Origin of the sequence: Bacteroides mucinivorans, from assembly GCF_034654355.2 — a bacterium.
Taxonomy (GTDB): Bacteria; Bacteroidota; Bacteroidia; order Bacteroidales; family Bacteroidaceae; genus Bacteroides; species Bacteroides nordii.
This window is the reverse complement of sequence record NZ_CP178179.1, coordinates 2,263,775-2,283,761: the sequence shown is the minus strand read 5'-3', so window position 1 is coordinate 2,283,761 and position 19,987 is coordinate 2,263,775. Positions and strand designations below refer to the sequence as shown.

16 protein-coding genes are annotated in these 19,987 nt (G+C 42.6%); 5 read left to right on the top strand and 11 right to left on the bottom strand.

All coding sequences use genetic code 11. The features are described 5' to 3' along the window. Positions 1–246: 246 nt before the first annotated feature. The 5 genes from VCM39_RS08305 to VCM39_RS08285 form a co-directional block, all read right to left on the bottom strand. Positions 247–957, bottom strand: coding sequence for a DUF3784 domain-containing protein (locus tag VCM39_RS08305; protein WP_289292024.1), 711 nt, complete (start codon positions 955–957; stop codon positions 247–249). Positions 958–1,023: 66 nt separating this feature from the next. After that, positions 1,024–3,048, bottom strand: coding sequence for a class A beta-lactamase, subclass A2 (gene bla, locus VCM39_RS08300; protein WP_322933087.1), 2,025 nt, complete (start codon positions 3,046–3,048; stop codon positions 1,024–1,026). Between the two features lie 23 nt (positions 3,049–3,071). Beyond that, the gene (locus VCM39_RS08295; RefSeq protein WP_025867744.1) at positions 3,072–3,746 is read right to left on the bottom strand and encodes an HAD family hydrolase; all 675 of its coding nucleotides are present in this window, start codon (positions 3,744–3,746) and stop codon (positions 3,072–3,074) included. Beyond that, entirely contained in the window at positions 3,746–4,939 is a 1,194-nt protein-coding gene (locus tag VCM39_RS08290; protein WP_322933089.1) for a glycosyltransferase family 87 protein, read from the bottom strand. The genes VCM39_RS08295 and VCM39_RS08290 overlap by 1 nt, the downstream gene beginning before the upstream one ends. A gap of 37 nt (positions 4,940–4,976) precedes the next feature. After that, a complete protein-coding gene (locus VCM39_RS08285; RefSeq protein ID WP_221649902.1) occupies positions 4,977–5,924 on the bottom strand; it encodes a glycosyltransferase family 2 protein in 948 nt (315 codons plus the stop codon). 291 nt (positions 5,925–6,215) lie between these two features. Between VCM39_RS08285 and VCM39_RS08280 the strand changes: the two genes are divergently transcribed. The 5 genes from VCM39_RS08280 to VCM39_RS08260 all read left to right on the top strand — a co-directional run bounded on the left by VCM39_RS08280 (position 6,216) and on the right by VCM39_RS08260 (position 14,084). Then, complete coding sequence (locus tag VCM39_RS08280; RefSeq protein WP_322933090.1) at positions 6,216–7,478, top strand: TolC family protein; 1,263 nt, start codon at positions 6,216–6,218, stop codon at positions 7,476–7,478. Positions 7,479–7,521: 43 nt separating this feature from the next. Further along, positions 7,522–8,577, top strand: a complete 1,056-nt coding sequence (locus VCM39_RS08275; protein WP_323673995.1) for an efflux RND transporter periplasmic adaptor subunit — start codon at positions 7,522–7,524, stop codon at positions 8,575–8,577. A gap of 15 nt (positions 8,578–8,592) precedes the next feature. After that, a complete protein-coding gene (locus tag VCM39_RS08270) occupies positions 8,593–11,718 on the top strand; it encodes a CusA/CzcA family heavy metal efflux RND transporter (RefSeq protein ID WP_322933092.1) in 3,126 nt (1,041 codons plus the stop codon). A gap of 320 nt (positions 11,719–12,038) precedes the next feature. Next, positions 12,039–12,716: a response regulator transcription factor gene (locus tag VCM39_RS08265; protein ID WP_322933093.1), complete on the top strand. Its 678-nt coding sequence runs from the start codon at positions 12,039–12,041 to the stop codon at positions 12,714–12,716. A gap of 27 nt (positions 12,717–12,743) precedes the next feature. Next, a complete protein-coding gene (locus VCM39_RS08260) occupies positions 12,744–14,084 on the top strand; it encodes a HAMP domain-containing sensor histidine kinase (RefSeq protein ID WP_322933094.1) in 1,341 nt (446 codons plus the stop codon). A 2-nt stretch (positions 14,085–14,086) separates the two neighbouring features. On the opposite strand, the gene VCM39_RS08255 is transcribed toward VCM39_RS08260, so the two are convergent. From VCM39_RS08255 to VCM39_RS08230, 6 genes are all read right to left on the bottom strand, one after another. Further along, positions 14,087–15,616, bottom strand: coding sequence for a MutS-related protein (locus VCM39_RS08255; protein WP_221649896.1), 1,530 nt, complete (start codon positions 15,614–15,616; stop codon positions 14,087–14,089). A gap of 89 nt (positions 15,617–15,705) precedes the next feature. Further along, positions 15,706–16,053 (bottom strand): RNA recognition motif domain-containing protein, encoded by a 348-nt coding sequence (locus tag VCM39_RS08250; protein WP_221649895.1) that lies wholly within the window; start codon positions 16,051–16,053, stop codon positions 15,706–15,708. A 222-nt stretch (positions 16,054–16,275) separates the two neighbouring features. Beyond that, positions 16,276–16,884 carry a DUF481 domain-containing protein gene (locus tag VCM39_RS08245; RefSeq protein ID WP_221649894.1) on the bottom strand — a complete coding sequence of 203 codons (609 nt, stop codon included), beginning with the start codon at positions 16,882–16,884 and terminating at the stop codon, positions 16,276–16,278. Between the two features lie 127 nt (positions 16,885–17,011). Next, positions 17,012–18,349 carry an ABC transporter substrate-binding protein gene (locus tag VCM39_RS08240; RefSeq protein WP_221649893.1) on the bottom strand — a complete coding sequence of 446 codons (1,338 nt, stop codon included), beginning with the start codon at positions 18,347–18,349 and terminating at the stop codon, positions 17,012–17,014. A 36-nt stretch (positions 18,350–18,385) separates the two neighbouring features. Beyond that, a complete protein-coding gene (locus tag VCM39_RS08235; protein ID WP_221649892.1) occupies positions 18,386–19,192 on the bottom strand; it encodes an ABC transporter permease in 807 nt (268 codons plus the stop codon). Next, positions 19,186–19,983, bottom strand: a complete 798-nt coding sequence (locus VCM39_RS08230; RefSeq protein WP_002562673.1) for an ABC transporter permease — start codon at positions 19,981–19,983, stop codon at positions 19,186–19,188. Before VCM39_RS08230 ends, VCM39_RS08235 begins: the two co-directional genes overlap by 7 nt. Positions 19,984–19,987: the final 4 nt, after the last annotated feature.

The following is a 19,987-nucleotide window of genomic DNA, read 5'->3' as shown; positions in this document are numbered from 1 at the left end:
TTCAGCGTTTTAAAACACTATTTATTGGAATCAAAAGTACGTACTTTAAAACACAAGAAGTACGTACTTTAAAACACAAGAAGTACGTACTTAATGGGCAATTAAATACGTACTTTTTCTGTGGTAAAATACGTATTCTTACATCTTAAAAGTACGTACTTCTATCGGTATGAGAAATAGGATTCCGAAAAGGCATTAACATTGTTAATTCATGCCCCTGTTGTTTACAAACCTTATCATCTACTTTTAATGGATCCACTTCTTCAACTCCTTATACAAAGCTTCTGTGATTTCGCTGTTCTTCGAATTAAAGAATATCTCCTTACCTGTATTCTCCGTAAACATAATATAGGGTTTGCTGTGTGAAGAGAGTAATAGCAGACAGTTACCTCCGTCTTTCAGCTTGAACCACCCTTTACTTATACCACCAATAGAAAGACCATTAAGACGAAGCCCGATATCGGGAAGAGAGTCTATCAAACAAATTCCGGTTATCTCTTCCAATGTTCTGGACGTGCCATACATTCCCGTAAAAATCAGCTTATCCTCCTTTATCTTTATAGTTGCCGGATTCATACCATATGCTATAAATGCAGCAATCACCGCAATAGTAAGCACACTAATAGCAACCACATACTTCGTACTTTTCCTGGGAGGATTATGATCAAATTTATTTGCCTTGATTATCAGATACGGAATATAGAGTATAGGCAGAAGAATGCAATAACTGGCCCAGTCTGCATGCCCTACCCCAAGGCAGGCATAATAAGTAAGTAAAGGTACGGTTCCCATTCCCACCAGACTATAACACATAAAAGTAGACAACCCTTTGACATCTACATTTTCTTTCTCTTCTTTAGACATTGTATTATATCCTGCAATAAGAATCGGGAAGCGCTTTACGAGTACCCCGAGCCCAATAAGGATGAAAGCTGTAATCAACACTGTAGTTTCCATAATCAAGTTTATTAACTCATTTCCACATCAACGAAAATCCCTTATTTTGTCTCCGAAAGATAAGAATTATTCTTCAGAAAACTGGTAAATTTGCTCTTTTCCTTGCAAATCGACTACCTTGAGTGACTTTGCACGCGAACTACGTAGTTTCAACAAGGCACAAAAGTCATCTTCTACATTATATCCGTTGACCTCTTTCACAACGAATCCTCTTCGTACTCCTATCCGGTAGGCCTTTGAGTTTTCCCACACCAACCCGATTTTGATCCGACCTTCTTCGGGGATAAATGAAATACCGGAAACACCGGTATCAGGCAGCATTACTGACGAAATACCGTCATACGGTATGAAAAGATATTGCTTTCGGGGAAAATCAAGAATCATCTGCCCATAGTTAAGCAAACCGGCTCCGACACGCGAAGTAACCCCTGTATGTGTTTCTGTCATCACATTCCTGAAAGTGACCGGACCGATCTTCATCCAGTCAAACCTCAAACGATAACGCAAAGTATCCCGGCCAGCACCTGTTATGCCAATAGAAGAAGCTCCATAAGCACAGTCCGTCACACACCGTTCTATCTTTTTAGGCATACGATTCTTCAACAGAATAAATACCTCATCGCAAAGGTCATAAAGTTCCGGAGCTCCCGTATCAAAAAGTACTCCGGTCTCCTGCAATCTACGGAATAGCTTTATATCCAGAAGGGGACAGTTTGCTATCACCTTCATCCGTCTCCGTTTTCCTTTCTCTGCCTTAAAATGATTTTTCCTGTCTGTCAGGATCAGGCGTTGGTTTCTGGTATCTATCTTAACCGATAAATTCTGCAAAATCTCACTTCCTATCAGCCCGTCTACTCCTTCACAGTTGAAAAGACTATTCTCATTCATATCCCAAAGGGTAGCCGGATAATGATTGAAATGCAGGTTTCCTAAACGCAACTCCCTTACATCTGCCATGTTTACAGCAATACGTACACCGTTGGCATCACGTGCACTATCTCCTCTATAAGTATCTTCGCCACTTAACAACTCTTTATTCAGAAGTAAAGAGGAAGCACCGGTATCAAAAAGAAATTTCCGCTCAGTGCCATTTACTGAAGCGGAAATTAAAATACGATTCTGAGAAAACTCAAAAGGGATGGTATCGGCAAAATTCTTTTCGCTGGTATAAGGAATTTTTCGCTCTTTGGGTGCATTGTAATATTCATATACTTTTCGGGATATCTCGGAAATAAGAGCTGCATTCGTTTTGTCATCTTCTCTGGAATCTGTCACAAACACTGCTATACTATATTGCCTCCCATCCGGCAAGCGGACAAATCCCATGTCATTATCTCCCGCTTTCAACCCCGATTCGTTTCTGCCGGAAGAGCCCGTCTTATGCCCAAATACAACCTCTTGGGGTAATCCGGCTTTTAACTTATCGTTTCCTGTAACAGTTCCTATCATTAACTTCTCTAAAAACTCTTTATATCCGGAATGCCGAAACAATGTTTCTGTACGAAACTTCTCCATCACCTGAACGGCTGCAAACGGTGTAGTCCAGTTGAGATACTGATATGCAAAAGCTTCATTCAGCTTCTCTTCATTTGCCTCAATCTTAAAATCTTCTATACCCAACGTGCGAACATATTCATCGACCACTCCCGTACCACCTATATAACGAAGCAAAATGTCACAGGCGTTATTATCACTCTCCGATATGCTGTACCGCAATAATTCTCCCACAGAGATATTAAACTCTCCCTCGGGGCGGGCATCTCTCAAAGGACTATAAGTATCGGGCAGCAGATCTGCTTTGCGAACATATATTTCTGTTTCCAAAGGCAACTGCCGTGTATCGAGAGATTTCATCACCGCCAATGCCTGATGAAACTTAAAAACACTCATCAAAGGGTAATGATGCTGATTGTTGTAAGTGAATGTCTCCCGCCCTTCAAACACAACAGCCACTCCTACCTTTGCCTGTTTTCCTTGCAACAAGATGTCAAGCTCTTTTGTCAAAGGATGTTGTGCTCTTACGTAAGGCAATATTAAAAGCAGACACACCATCAGCAAGCCCCGCACAAGAACAGTTCTTTTTGTATCCATTACTCCCTCCTGTTTATTTTCTGTTACTTCAATAAAAGCTCTCCCAAGTCTGCAATGTCCTCCACAATATAATCTGCTCCGGCTTTCGTCAGTTCCTCTCTGTCACCATATCCATAAAGTACACCGATTGAATCAATGCCTACTGCCTTTGCACCTATGATATCATGCTTCCGGTCACCAATCATCACCACACGGTTCAGATCCGTAATTCCGTTCTCATGCAACACATATTCTATCACCTCTGCTTTCGTATGTCGTGAACCATCCAGACCACTGCCACCAACAAAAGAAAAACAACCGTCCAAATGAAAATGTTCCAAAATAAGTCGGGCAAAAACATCCGGTTTGGAAGTTGCCATCATCAACTGATATCCTTGTTGACGGGCCTTTTCCAGAAGTTCGGCAATGCCGGGATACACCTCATTCTCATAAAGCCCTGTCTCCGAATACCGTTCCCGGTATTTTTTCACCGCCTCCTCTGCCTGTGCTTCCGTAAACTGATAGAACTCCATAAAAGAATCTTTCAGCGGAGGGCCGATAAAAGGACACAATTCCCGAAGGTCGTTCACAACAATACCGAAGTGATTGAGTGCATAGTCTACAGAGCGGGTAATGCCCTGCATAGGATCAGTAACGGTACCATCCAGATCGAAGAAGAGATACCGGTATTTAGCGGATAAATTATTATTCTGTTTCATCATCTTTTTGACGGACGAAGATAAGGCAAAAGAGTGGCAAAAACAAATGAAGAGCAAAACGTTATCCAAACCATCCGAAACCAGGTGATTGTGAATATCCAGATATTAAGAGTCGTAGTCAGGAAAAAGAAACGCCACACTACACCTGGGCAGAATAAATCTATCGGCATCAATCCTAACACAATCAGATTACTGTAATACAGTATTTTATCTATCCGGGAAGGCTGACGGCTATAATACCACAACATATATCCCAGGAGTGCTATTACGTAAGTGTGATACTCCGATGAGGTACCGAAAAGAATAACCCATCCCATTAATATACCAAGTGCCTGTACTCTAAATGCAAAATCCTTGTATTTAGACCGATTTACTAAAACCAAAAAAGCCAATAGAACTATAGCAAAGATCTGAGCTATTGTAGTCCATGCAGGCGGTTGCGAAAAGAATGGCTTCAGATAGAAGAAGGTATGAAAAACACGAAGCGTTTTCTGATGTGCCAACCCGTTAAACCAATGTTCATAATATCCAGACAACTCCATAACAGGTATTTTTATCAATGGTACAAAAATATATAGGGCTGCAATTAATGCAACATACCCGAAGTTTTTCCACACTTTAGGATAAAACAACAACATTCCCAACTGAAAAATGCCATAGATCTTAGTAAATCCGGATAACAATATAATCAAAATAGCCGGCAGATACTTACCACGCTCCAGCAAAGAAAATGAAAAGAGAAAGAAATAAGCAACACTGACATTGTACTGAAATGACAGTAACGTCGTTGCTAAAATAGGCAATGTATACAGGAATATCTTGCATTTTGTCTCCTTGGTATATTTATCCGGTAATGTAAATATAGAAATAAAATAGAGCGTAAAATTCATTAAGTTCCACACAAAAGGCGCAAGCCATGAAGGCAGATAAGCAAACGGGCTAAAGAGTATGTTAAACAAAGGCCCATAAAGAAACACATCGTGTCCTTTTTCTTCCGCCCATGTTGCTCCGTATGGAATAATACCATTCCAGAAGTCTCTGGTGGCATCACTAAATATCATAAAATTATACTGTCTGCCACGTGCTACTTCCGAAAACGTAAGGGCAGCCGTCAGAATAAAGCCAATTGTAAACCATAGATTAGTCTTTGCAAAAAGATTGCTACCAACTATTTGCTTCTTAAATATGTACATGATTATCTGTGTGTGTGTTTAAAAGTTGAAAATCAGATCAGTTTGTTTCTTCAATGTTTGTACTGTATTCATTTATATAATAGACAGGCCTTTTCTTCGTTTCAGAAAAGACAATACCTAAATATTCGCCTATAATCCCTAACGCGAGTAACTGAATTCCTCCTAAAAAAAGAATAACACTCATTAATGACGGATAACCTGATACAGGATCTCCCCAAATAGCAGCCCGTACAACAACAGTTATTAAATAGACGAATGCCGTGAAAGATACTATGACGCCAATTAACGATACAATACGCAAAGGAGTTTTGGAAAACGAAGTAAAACCTTTAATTGCCAGATTAGTCAATTTCCAATAATTCCATTTGGTACAACCTGCCGCTCTTGCATCCCGCTCATAATATATAGGTTTCTTTTTAAGGCCAATGTAAGAAAACAGCCCTTTCATATTCCGCTCATTTTCTTTCAATTGCCGCAGAGCATCAATAGCCCGTTTACTAAACATCCTATAATCACCTGTATCTTCTTGGATAGGAATATCCGACATCGTTTTTAATAATCTATAGTATAGCTTGGAAGTGGCTTTCTTTAAAAAGGATTCTCCTTTCCTATTAGAGCGCTTTGCATACACATCGTCATATCCCTGCTCTATTTCCTTAAACATTTCAAGAATCAATTCGGGAGGATCCTGTAAATCGGCATCAATGATGACCAATGCATCACCTCTTATATAGTCAATACCGGCAGCCATTGCAATCTCCTTTCCGAAATTACGTGATAAATCAACCAAAGACACCCGTTTGTCTTTCTTTTGAACCTCCTTCATCAAAAGCAGAGAGTTATCTTTACTGCCATCATTCACAAACAGTATTTCAGATTTACAGGGTAGCTTTGAAAGTACGCAACTCAGTCTCTCATAGAGTAATAAGAAACACTCTTCTTCGTTATAGACAGGTACCAGTACACTTAGCATATTTATATCCATGATGAGTTATTACATTTATTGTTCAGAAGTCTATTATCATAGTGTTTATTTTGCACCGAAATATAGATAATATTTCCTAAACTACACAACCTTTTTATCATAAAAAAAATTAACTACCAAACAAATAATTCACTTTATAATAATCTCTTCAACATGTCAATAAAAACTCTGTATACAGAGTAACAAACCTATTTCTAATCACTTTCTAATCTCAGCTAAGTGTTTTATAATCACCTTTAGAGTGCCTTTCGAAGAGAGAGCCTTACTTTTGTCCGCAAATTAAAAGTAAGAATGAAAAGGCTGATTATTATTTTATTTTTCTCTTCTATCTACGGACTCCCGCATGCACAGGAATCTCCTTTGCAGTTATCACTGAAAGATGCAGAAAAGATGTTTCTGGAACGTAACCTGTCATTAATTGCCGAACGATATAATATCGACAAGACACAGGCACAGGTGACTCAGGCACGGTTATTTGACAATCCCGTAATCTCACTTGAACAGAATGTATACAACCGACTGAACGGCAAGTACTTTGATGTAGGAAAAGAAGGAGAAGCCACTGCCGAAATAGAACAGGTTATCAACCTTGCCGGACAACGTAATAAACGGGTACGGCTGGAAAAGGTAAACAAGGAAATAGCCGAACATCAATTTGAAGAAGTATTGCGTACCCTGCGAAGCGAACTGGACAAGACTTTTGTTGAAATATGTTTCTCCACCCGCTCTATCGGGATATACGACAAAGAGATCGAATCTCTCAGCCTGTTGATGAAAGCCTCCAGGGAACAGCAAAATAAAGGAAACATCTCTCTGCTGGAGAGTTCACGAATGGAATCTTTACTGCTATCGCTCCGTAAAGAGAAGAATGAACAGGAAAACAACCTCGTGAACTTGCGTGGTGAGCTAAACTTGTTGTTAAGCCTCCCTGCCGGACAGGAGATAGATCTACTGCTGGATGATGATATTCTGAAACAAGTGGATACGGCTGCCGTTCCTTTTGCGGATATGGATAATATGCTTTCTGTCCGTCCTGATCTGAAAATGGCCCATAGCAGTGTTACGGCTGCCAAAGCGAACCTGAAGTTACAGCGTTCCATGGCAGCACCGGAGTTTTCAATCAAAGGTATGTATGACCGCGCCGGAAACTTCATCAACAACTACTTCGCCGTAGGAGTGAGCGTCTCCGTCCCTATCTTCAACCGCAACCAGGGAAACATTAAATCGGCTAAAATCGATATTATGCAAAACGGAAAGGAAGAAGAATATGCCATAGAGAAAGCACGCATGGAGTTATACGCTGCTTATAGCCGGCTACAAAAAGCAGTAGAGTTGTACCGGTCGTCCAATGATGAACTGGAACACAACTTCGGACGCCTTATCGAAGGAGTAAATGAAAACTTCCGGAAACGGAACATCAGCATGCTTGAATTCATCGACTATTATCAAAGCTACAAAGAAACCTGCCTGCAACTGTATGAGCTCAAAAAAGATGTATTCCTCGCTATGGAGAACTTAAACACAATTGTAGGACAAACTGTATTTAACTATTAGAATCAATATGAACCGTATCTTACTACCCGTTTGCCTCTGCGTCATGATACTGAGTGCTTGTGGCGGACAAACAGAAACTCCCAAAGAAATGTCTCAGGAGCTCTTCCTTACAGACAGTTTACAACACGTAGTATCGGTAGATACTGTATACACACATGAAGTGACCGACGAGCTGACTCTCAACGGCAGGGTTACCTTCAACCAGGAACAAGTGGCACGTGTATTTCCTATTTTCGGAGGTACAGTGACTGAGGTCTCTGCCGAAATCGGCGATCATGTAAGCAAAGGTGATGTACTTGCCATCATCCGGAGTGGCGAAGTAGCCGATTATGAGAAACAAAAGAAAGAAGCGGAACAACAACTTATCATTGCCCGCCGTAACTTGCAATCTGTACAGGATATGTTTACCTCCGGCATGGCATCAGAACGTGATGTACTGCAAGCCCGTCAGGAACTGAGCAATGCCGAAGCAGAAGAAAAGAGAATCACGGAGATCTTCTCCATCTATCATCTTGCCGGAAAATCGCTTTATCTGGTGAAAGCCCCCGTATCCGGTTTTATCGTAGAAAAGAATATCAATAAAGAGATGCAGATACGTTCGGACCAAAACGATGAGATGTTTACCATCTCCGGGTTGGAGAATGTATGGGTAATGGCAGACGTATACGAGAGCGACATCAGCAAGGTGCACGAAGGTGCTCCGGTACGCATCACTACTCTCGCCTACCCGGACAAAGAGTTCAGCGGAAAGATAGACAAAGTGTACAACATGCTCAACAACGAAAGCAAAACGATGAGTGTACGGGTAAAACTCACCAATGGAGATTATCTGCTGAAGCCGGGCATGTTTACCAATGTATGCGTGATAAGTAAGGCATCCGGTAAGAAACTGCCGCGCATAGACTCACACGCCCTTGTTTTTGAAAATGGAAAGAACTACGTAGTAGCAGCAGACGCCAACGGCAAACTCACCATAAAGGAAGTTGAAGTCTACCGCCAACTGAGCAAAGAGTGCTATCTTTCATCGGGTGTACAAGAGGGAGACCGAATCCTGAATAAAAATGTATTGCTGGTTTACAACGCATTGAATGCAGATTAAAAGGAGGAACAAACGATGCATAAGTTTATTGACAACATTGTAGCCTTCTCACTGAAGAACAAGTTTTTTATCTTTTTCTGTACCACGATAGCCGTCATTGCCGGAGTTGTATCTTTTAAACATACCCCGATTGATGCCTTCCCGGATGTAACGAATACCAAAGTGACCATCATCACCCAATGGCCGGGACGCAGTGCCGAAGAAGTGGAGAAGTTCATCACTATCCCCATTGAGATAGCGATGAATCCGGTGCAGAAGAAAACAGATATACGCTCCACTACCCTCTTTGGACTGTCGGTTATCAACGTGATGTTCGAAGATCAGGTGGACGACTTCACCGCACGCCAGCAAGTGTACAATTTATTGAATGATGCTGACCTGCCGGATGGGATAACACCGGAAGTACAACCCCTCTACGGCCCTACGGGAGAGATATTCCGCTATACTTTGCGCAGTGATAAGCGAAGCGTACGGGAACTGAAAACCATCCAGGACTGGGTGATTGAACGTAACCTCCGTTCGGTATCGGGCGTGGCGGATATCGTTAGTTTCGGCGGAGAGGTAAAGACGTTTGAAGTAAGCGTCAACCCTCACCAGCTTATTAATTACGGTATCACCGCGCTTGAGCTTTACAACGCCATTGCCAACAGTAACATCAATGTGGGTGGCGACGTGATCACCAAAAGTTCACAGGCATATGTAGTACGCGGCATCGGCCTCATCAACGACCTGGAAGAGTTACGGAACATCGTAGTGAAGAATATCAACGGCACTCCTGTGTTAGTACGCCATCTGGCAGATGTACACGAATCCTCCCTGCCTCGCCTGGGACAAGTAGGAAGAATGGATGAAGACGATGTAGTACAAGGCATCGTCGTAATGCGTAAGGGAGAAAACCCAGGAGAAGTGATTGATGCTCTAAAGACCAAAATAGAAGATATCAACAAGAATGTATTGCCCAAGGATGTACAGATTGTGCCTTTCTATGACCGCGAAAACCTTGTAAACCTCGCCGTACGAACGGTGACACATAACCTGATTGAAGGAATCCTGCTTGTGACCTTCATTGTACTGATATTCATGGCAGACTGGCGGACTACAGTGGTAGTGGCGGTAGTCATCCCGCTGGCACTGCTCTTTGCCTTTATCTGCCTGCGTGCCATGGGGATGTCGGCCAATCTCTTATCGATGGGAGCTATCGACTTCGGTATTATTATAGACGGTGCCGTGGTAATGGTGGAAGGGATATTTGTGGCGCTCGATAAGAAAGCACGGGAAGTAGGAATGCCGGCTTTCAACCGTATGTCGAAAATGGGATTGATCCGCCATACAGCCAAAGACAAGGCAAAGGCTGTCTTTTTCTCCAAACTGATTATTATCACAGCCCTTATTCCTATCTTCTCTTTCCAGAAAGTAGAAGGCAAGATGTTCTCACCTCTCGCCTATACTCTCGGTTTTGCCTTGTTGGGTGCATTATTATTCACGCTTACACTGGTTCCGGTGATGTCGTCTATGTTATTAAAGAAGAATGTACGTGAAAAGAACAACTTCTTTGTCCGCTTCATCAACGAGAAAGCGAGCGCCCTGTTCAATAAATGCTATGCGCACCGCAAACTATCCATCGGGTTGGCAAGTATCGTGGCTGTTGTCGGATTGTGGATGTTTACTCTGTTAGGTACTGAATTCCTGCCACAGTTGAACGAAGGTTCTATCTACATCCGTGCTACCCTGCCACAAAGTATCTCGCTGAACGAATCGGTGAAACTCGCCAATCAGATGAGGTGCAAGCTCGCTGCTTATCCTGAGGTAAGGCAAGTGCTTTCGCAGACCGGACGCCCCAACGACGGTACGGATGCAACGGGGTTCTACAATATTGAATTTCATGTAGATATCTATCCGGAAAAGGAGTGGGAAAGCAAACGAAGCAAACTGCAACTGATAGATAAAATGCAGGATGACCTCTCACTCTATCCCGGTATCGACTTCAACTTCTCCCAGCCTATCACGGACAATGTGGAAGAAGCCGCTTCGGGTGTCAAAGGGTCTATCGCCGTAAAAGTATTCGGCAAAGACTTGTACAAGTCTGAGAAGATAGCAGTAGAAATAGACAAAATACTCGCTACCGTGCAAGGTATCGAAGACTTGGGTGTCATCCGTAACATCGGGCAGCCGGAACTGCGCATTGAATTGAATGAGCAGAGCCTGGCACGCTACGGTGTAGCCAAAGAAGATGTACAATCCATCATCGAAATGGCCATTGGCGGTAAGTCGGCTTCATTGCTTTACGAAGATGAACGCAAATTTAACATCATGGTGCGGTATAAACCGGAATACCGCCAAAATGAAGAAGAGATAGGCAAGATACTGGTACCCACCATGAACGGTACCATGATACCCATCAAAGAGCTGGCAGAGATAAAGACCATTACCGGCCCTCTACTGATATTCCGTGATAACCACACCCGTTTCTGTGCCGTGAAATTCTCCGTACGCGGACGGGATATGGGAACTGCCGTAGCCGAAGCACAGAAGAAAGTGAATGCCTCCATACATCTGCCCGAAGGCTATACACTGAAATGGACAGGAGACTTTGAGAACCAGCAAAGGGCTACGAAACGCCTCTCACAGGTAGTTCCGGTAAGCATTGCCATCATCTTTATCATCCTGTTTGTGTTGTTCTCCAACGCCCGGGATGCCGGACTGGTGCTGCTGAATGTACCTTTCGCCGCTGTTGGTGGCATTATCGCATTGCTCATCACGCACTTCAACTTCTCCATTTCGGCGGGTATCGGGTTTATCGCCTTGTTTGGCATTTGCATTCAGAATGGTGTCATCATGATTTCGGATATCAAACATAACATACAGGCACGGCTCCCCCTGCCCGAAGCGATCCAGACAAGTATGCGTTCCCGCATCCGTCCGGTAGTGATGACGGCAGCTATGGCAGCCATTGGCCTGATGCCGGCAGCTATGAGTCATGGTATCGGGTCGGAATCACAACGCCCGTTGGCTATTGTCATCATCGGCGGACTGATAGGAGCAACTTTCTTCGCCCTATTCATTTTCCCGCTGATTGTGGAAGTGGTATACGAAAAGATGCTGTATGACAAGGAGGGAAACCTGAATCAGAGGAAGTTATGAGCAGATTCACCACAAAAGGTATGGAAAGGAACGTACCCCGTAAACAAACCTACCGGAGGTCGTAGAGGAGGGATGTTTTACATGTACATGTAAAGCAGCATGACATGTACATGTGGAGCAGTACGACATGCACATGTCGTACTGTATTAGATGTACATGTAAAATAATCCACCCCACCGACAAACGGAAGGTACCTCAGTGACAAACCCTACGTTCCATACGGAACCTCACATCACAAGGTTCAAAAGAAAAAACGCCGTACCCCCTGTGTCCTCTGTTGTGAATCTCGTATATTTGCAAAATACTAAAACAACTCGTTCATGGCAAAGATATTATTGGTAGAAGATGAGATAAACATTGCCTCGTTCATCGAACGCGGATTACGGGAATTCGGGCACACAGTCACCGTAGCCCATGACGGCACTTCCGGCTGGGAACTGTTGCAGAATGAAGTATTCGACTTGCTGATACTGGACATTATCATGCCCGGAACAAACGGATTGGATCTATGCAGGCAATATCGCCAGAGAGAAGGGTATCAGACCCCCGTCGTCATGCTCACGGCATTAGGTACTACCGAAGATATCGTAAAGGGACTCGATGCCGGAGCAGATGATTATCTGGTAAAACCTTTCAGTTTTCAGGAGTTGGAAGCCCGTATCAAAGCACTGCTCCGCCGGGGTAAAGAGAACCCGGCATTACAACTCACCTGCAACGATCTTGTATTGGACTGTAATACCCGTCGTGCCCAGCGGGGAGAGTTCACCATTGACCTCACCGTAAAGGAATACCGCCTTTTAGAGTACTTTATGACACACCAGGGCACCGTTCTCTCGCGCCTTACGCTGTTGAAAGATGTGTGGGACAAGAACTTCGATACCAACACCAATGTGGTAGATGTCTACGTAAACTATCTGCGGAATAAGATAGATAAAGATTTCGAGACGAAACTCATTCATACGGTTGTGGGAATGGGGTACATCATGGGAATACAATAACAAAAAAGATGTAGGGAGGTACAAAAGATGAAAATAGGATCCAGGATAGCACTGTTTTATACCATCATCACCGTAGGAGCCATCACTGCGGTGGTTATGGTATTCTACTTTTTCACCTCCCGGTATATCAATCATCTCTACGACTCTTACCTGATAGAGAAAGCCTATCTGACTGCTCAGAAACATTGGGAAAAAGATGAGGTAGACGAATACAGTTACCGCGAAATTCAGCAGAAGTACAACGAGCTACTGCCACAGGCACAGGAAATATTGCTAAACATAGACAGTGTACCGATGGCTGTAAACGATTCTCTGAACAAATACCTCGACAGCAACCAGCAGGCACGCCTGTTCAAAGATCTCCCGGTCTCCTTCGTTTATGGCAAGCTGAGAGGCGCTGCACTCCACTACCCCGACAATGAAGGCGACTTTATTGTTTTGGTAATGGCAAACAATATCTATGGATACGAGATTCAAAAGCATATCCTTCTGCTCGCCGTATTCCTCCTGCTGATAAGCTGCGGCCTCATCTATCTCCTCGGAAGAATTTATGCCAACCGTATTCTGCGTCCTTTGCAGCACATCCTCAAAGAGCTGAAACGCATTCGTGGAAACAATCTGAATGTACGGATGAAAACCTTCGATAACAAAGACGAACTGGACGAACTTATCAGAACCTTGAATGAAATGCTGGACAGGATAGATACTGCGTTCCGGGCAGAAAAGTCATTCATCAGCAATGCCTCGCATGAACTGAATAACCCGCTCACCGCCATTCAGGGAGAATGTGAAATCAGCCTGCTCAAAGAGCGCTCTGCTACGGAATACATAGACTCGCTGCAACGCATCTCCACAGAAAGCAAACGCATCACCCAACTGATAAAACACCTGCTTTTCCTCTCCCGCCAGGATGAAGATATATTGCAAAACGCCAGGGAAAAGATAGACCTCATTGTGCTCCTGCGCGACTTGTGCCTGCAATATCCACAGGTGACATTCAACACGAATGAGACAGCTGGAAACGTCCATATCACAGCCAACTTCTATCTGCTGCGCATCGCACTGCAAAACATAATAGATAATGCCCGAAAATACTCAAAAGCACAGGTAGACGTCAGTTTAAATATCCGTGAAGGTTGCCCGGTCATAGAGGTAAAAGACTATGGAATTGGCATTCCGGAGGAAGAAATACACCACATATTCCACTCCTTTTATCGGGCAAGTAATACACGCGAATATACAGGTCAAGGAATCGGACTGAGCCTATCTATGAAGATACTATCAGTATATGGTGGTAAAATAATAATAGATTCAGAAGTAAACAGCTACACAAAAGTAACAATAACCTTTCCGGACATATTAAAATAAAATTAAAATCCGGAAATCCGACCTACCACTCCATAGGCTTCTTGTATTACCTCTTGCGGGTAACCGCAAATATCAAGAATGCGTATGGCATTACGTTCTGTCACCGGGCCGGACTTCAGTTTGTAATCAAAAGACAGTATCCCGTCTTCTACACTTTCGCAGAAGTGATACAAGTCATATTCAGCTTTCAACAGAGATGCAAGTTCAATATCATGGGTAGATATAAACACAAGGTTTCTTTGCACCACCAATGCCGAAAGTACTGCTTTGGCTATGGCAATCCGCTCAATTGTATTCGTTCCTTTAAACAATTCATCCAGTAAAAACAGATGGTTTCCTTCCCGGCTCAGATCAATCATCTCCTTAACGGTCTGTACCTCCTGCAGGAAGAAGCTTTTTCCTTCCATTAAACTATCTTCCATATGGATAGCAGAAGCTAACTTCAAATCCGGAAAAGAACAGAAACGATGCGCAAAACAAGTATGCAACGCTCCTGCAGAAAGTAGATTCACTCCTATTGAACGGATAAAACTTGTCTTTCCCGACATATTGGAACCGGTAATCAATACAGACTTGCCATAAAGGATAATGGTATTGGATACACAATTTTCTATCAATGGGTGGTAGATATCCTCTACCTGAAATGAAATCTCTTCAGAACAAGACTCAGGTAATGAGTAGTAGGGCAATTTACTCCGAAACTCAGAAACAGAACATAAAACATCTATCAGCCCGAAAAAGCGGAATACCTGTTCTAACTTCTGCTGTTTACCCTGTAAAAGAAAAAAAGCACGGGATGCAGAGATCGCCTCGGTCAGAAAAAACATGTTAAACAACTCAGTGAATAAATAAACCATAAAAGCCAAATCGCTTTCAAGGCGGATGCTCAGACGGAAAGAAGCTAAACGTTTCCTCAAAGGCATTAAGTCGGACAACACTTCCGTTATCTCCTTATTAATTGAGAGGCAGAGCGGTCGTTTCGTTAATTTTTCTGACTGCTTCAACAAGTTCAGTAACTGTGGCACAGAAAACAAATATGCCTGCATCTCTGTCTTTTTACGATAGTGTAACACAAGGTTTACAAGCAGCCCTGCCAACATTAACCAGAGAAACCCGGCAGAAGAAGTAATATACAACAATCCCAAAGAAAGTGCCGGTATGAATTGCAAAACTCTCAGTAATAAGTAGAAAGAACGTGAACTGACCGGATGAGTAGCCGAGAACAACGAGACAATCGAGCAGGCATCCACATGATTCAGTTTTTTCAACTCATTTTGGATATCACGGCGCAAAACAGTATCAGCAGAAAGAGAATCAAGCATCTTCTCCTGACCCGCCACTTCCGATGAGCGATTATAGTGCAATATATCATACAGATATTGCCTACCTACGCAAGAGGAAGTATGGTCGGAAAACAGGAAAAAATCATCCAGATTCAAATCCTCCCAGGTCCGTTCGGACAGTAAACCATTCGCATCCGTCGTAGCTCTATACTCATGATAAAGCGCAATGTCTGATAGTGTTTCTCTCATCCTACAAATATATAAAAAGGAAGGCATCCAAAGAATATCTTTGGATGCCTTTTTACTATGCGTACATAGCGTTTCCGCTTTTCGTCAGATTAATATCTGTCACGACCGCCACCGTAGCCACCGCCACGATTACCGCCACCGTAACCACCGCCACGATTGCCACCGCCATTAAAGCTGCGACGCGGAGCAGATTCTGTCTTAGGACGAGCTACAGATACAGCAAGCTTTCTGCCATCTATTTCTGCTTCGTTCAATGCTGCAATAGCCTTATCACCGGCTTCTTCATCTGCCATCTCTACGAAACCATAACCTTTAGAACGGCCAGTCTCTCTGTCAGAAATAACTCTTGCTGAGGCTACTTCTCCATACTCTGCAAACAACTCTGTTAAATCGGAATCGCTAATGTTATAGCTCAATCCTGCAATAAAAATGTTCATCGAAAAAAATAATTAATTCTTAAATAATAAAATGATTTTGTTAGAGAAGTCTTGTTAAGGAGATAAATAACTCTGCAATAATATTGAGAAGGAACCGTATCTTACTTATCAGAAATCTTTAAAACGTGGTAAATATAGACATTAAGTGGGGATTTAGAAAAAAAAAAGGCAATTTCTTTAGAAATAAATGCAAAAAAGGTGGGAATGCATTACAAACAGACCTCAAAAACAGAAAATAAAACTAGTCAGATACATCCATTCCCATTTTCTGAAAACAGTATTGTACTGATAATAAACACCTGTTTTCAACTGAAATTTATTATTAAACTGGTAAGTAACTCCTCCTCCGGCTCCCATTGTGTAAAGACTGCGCGGCGTGCGATACCTATCGGATATATAGTTGGTAGAAAGGTAAAGCGAGAACTTTTTAGTCAGTTTATAACCGGCTTCAGCTTCTGACCGGATACTGTATGCAGAATAAGTTTCTACCGGTAAAGAACCCGACGAAAAATAATCTCCGCGAAGAGTCAATCGCCGGGAAGGTTTCCAAAGAGACAAACTCCTAAGATAATTTGTTTGTGGGAAATGTACCGGAGTCATACCAGGAAGAGAAGGACGCGGCCAATGGGGTACAAAGGGTTTATCGGAACGAAGAATCTCAAAGTCCGGCAACTTAGCAGCAGGCAGAGGAGATTTGAAAGTCCCCGGTTTACGCTCGCCGGGGACTGAAATCAAATCATCCAGATGAAGCCCTTCGAACGGGACTTCCTGCGCCACGAGAGTAACAGAACAGAATAGACATAGAATAGTATAGATGCAAATTTCCCTCATGCGGCGTCTGGTTTTGTCTATTAGACGCTCGCATGAGGGAAATGCTGCAAACAAATTAATTAAAAATTGATAATTGATTAAGACTGTGTAGTTATGAGTGTATTTCACTACAGAGTAATATATAAGATTACAACGACTTCTGATTCTTCTTTCTGCGGCTGCGCCGTCTCTGTAATTTATTACGCTGATAACGTTGTATACGCTTGTATATCATCCATCCACTCATTACCCCCACCACTACAAAGATAAAAATAGTAATACCCACTCCCAGATTGTCCCCTTTGATACGGGACCATATCTCGAGTACATCTTTGGTCTTATCACCAAAATCACGAATCATCGCACAACGTTCTACTACACTACGATCCGGATACTGAATACGGTTGATCTGAATACTATCTGCACCGGGACCAAAGAAATAACTCAAGTCGGAATAATAAGGCAACGCTGTATCTATTTTCTCTTCCATAATCTCGGGAGAGGCAATAGAACTTACGTATCCACAGGCATCCATATTCCGAATAGCAATATCAGGACGACACATGAAATTAATAAAATAACTGGCAGCTTTCGGATTGCGTGCATACTTTGGAATCACCCAACCATCATACCAGATATTGCTGCCTTCCTTAGGCACTACATAATCAAGGTCCACGCCCACCGCTTCAGCCTCTTCAATGGCCCACATGGCATCACCACTCCAGGTCATATTGATCCAGGCTTTGTTTTTTGTCATCATCTCTTTTCCGAAATCAGCCTCCCAGCCGGCAATATTAGGTTTCATCGCTTTGAGATATTTCTCTACTATAGCCATCGCTTCAGGAGAATAATCGTTCATCAGTTGTTCAACCGTTACTTTTCCTTCTTCCAGCTCTTTGGCATGAGAATAGATAATAGCCGTCCCGTATGCATCACGATAAGCATCTTTCATCAGGATTTTACCGGCATATTTCTTATCCCAAAGACACCCCCAGGTATCTACTTCCTGCTCGGTAACAAAAGCCTTGTTATAAAGAATCCCTGCTGTACCCCACATGTAACAAACTGCATACTGATTGGCGGGACGTCCCGGCTGGCTAAGTTTGGCTATCTGCTCACGGATGTATGAAGAAACATTGTTCATATAATCGGGCGAATGAGCAAAAGCAGTATCAATGGGCAGCAACAAATCTTTCTTCAACATACGTTCAATAATATACTCCGAAGGACAAACGACATCAAAATCCTCATGCCCTTTTTCAATCTTGGTAAGCATAATTTCATTGATATCAAATGTCTGATAAACAATGCGGATATCTTCACCTGTCTGCTCTTTATAATAAGCCTGAAAATCTTCCAGTACACCCTCTCCGATATAATCAGCCCAATTGTATATCTTCAATACCTTCCCACGCGGCTCACCTGTGTTGTAGCAACCGGTAAGGAGAAGTCCTGATAAAATAAATATAGATAGAATTTTCTTCATAAACAGTTCATTATATTATCCCATATCATCGTTCAATTATCGCTTGCCGTTACTCCCCGCACGGGAAGTGCCAGCTCTATGATTGATGACAATCAGCAGTGCGAGAACTACCACAAAGATGATCGTAGAAAGCGGACGGAGTTCCGGCGTCAGTCCTCCCTTACGGGCATCAGCATAAATATAAGTAGAGAGCGTCTCGAGCCCTTCATTACCAATAGTGAACACCGTTACTGCAAAATCATCAATCGAGAGTGTCAGTGCAAGCATGAAACCACTAATCATTCCCGGACGAATCTCCGGAATAATCACTTTACGTAGTGCCTGCATCGGGGTAGCTCCCAAATCAAGAGCCGCTTCGTAGAGGTTCGGATTCATCTGTTTGAGACGCGGCAACACACTAAGCACCACATAGGGAGTACAAAATGTAATATGCGCCAGTACCACAGTTGTATATCCCTGTGAAATACCCAGCGAAACAAACAACAGAAACAGAGAAATACCAGTGATAATATCTCCATTCAGAATAGGAATACTATTCACAAAGCCGATGGTTTTACGGGCACGGGTCTTTAAATTAAAAATACCAATAGCTGTAATACTCCCCAACAAGGTAGAAGCTGTAGCTGCTATCAAAGCGATAGTAATCGTATTCATCAGCGCATTCATCAACGAATGATGCGTCCCGGTTGTAAACAGAGAAGAGTAGAGTTTTGTTGAAAACCCGGTCCAGTTTCCTAAAACTTTGGCTTCGGTAAACGAATAAATCACAATAATCACAATTGGCGAATAAAGCAGCAAAAGCAATATCCACAAATAGGTCTGAGCGAAAATCTTCTTTACCATAGCCCACCTCCTTCGTTAGAATTATCTTTATCATCTGTACTGAACAGTGAGGTGGCAGCAATCAGCAGCAACATAATAAGCGACAATGCTGCACCATAGTTCCACATACTATTGTTGATATTCTCCTGAATAGTAGTACCAAAAAGTTTAATATTGTTCATCGTCAATAGTTCGGCAATGGCAAAGGTAGAAATAGTAGGCATAAACACCATCATAATACCACTCATTACTCCCGGCATAGACAGGGGCAGAACAGCTTTGAGAAACACCTGAACCGGATTGGCTCCCAGATCCTGTGCTGCTTCAATATAACTATGATCCATCTTCTGCAACGTATTGTAAATAGGATAAATCATGAAAGGAATAAAGTTGTACACCATACCAAAAATCAATGCTCCCTCTCCCAGTGGCATACTGAAAAAATCGAATAAAGCAACAGTAGCAAGTGTACGCACCAGGATATTAACCCACATGGGAAGGATAAACAGCACTACCAAAGTTTTGGAACGGTTCAACTTGGCATTACTCAGAATCCAGGCTGCCGGATACCCCAAAAGGATACAAATAAGTGTTGTTATAATAGCTATTCCGATAGAATATACAAAAGTGTTGATTGCCTCATGGTGAGTAAAGAACTTCTCAAAGTTCTCCAGTGTAAGATGCCCGCTGTCATCGGTAAATGCATAGACCACAATAAGAAGCAACGGAATAACAACAAATATCGCCGAAAAGATAATGTAAGGGAGGGTCCAACTCTTACGTGATGAAAAAAATATTGATAACTTATTCACCTCT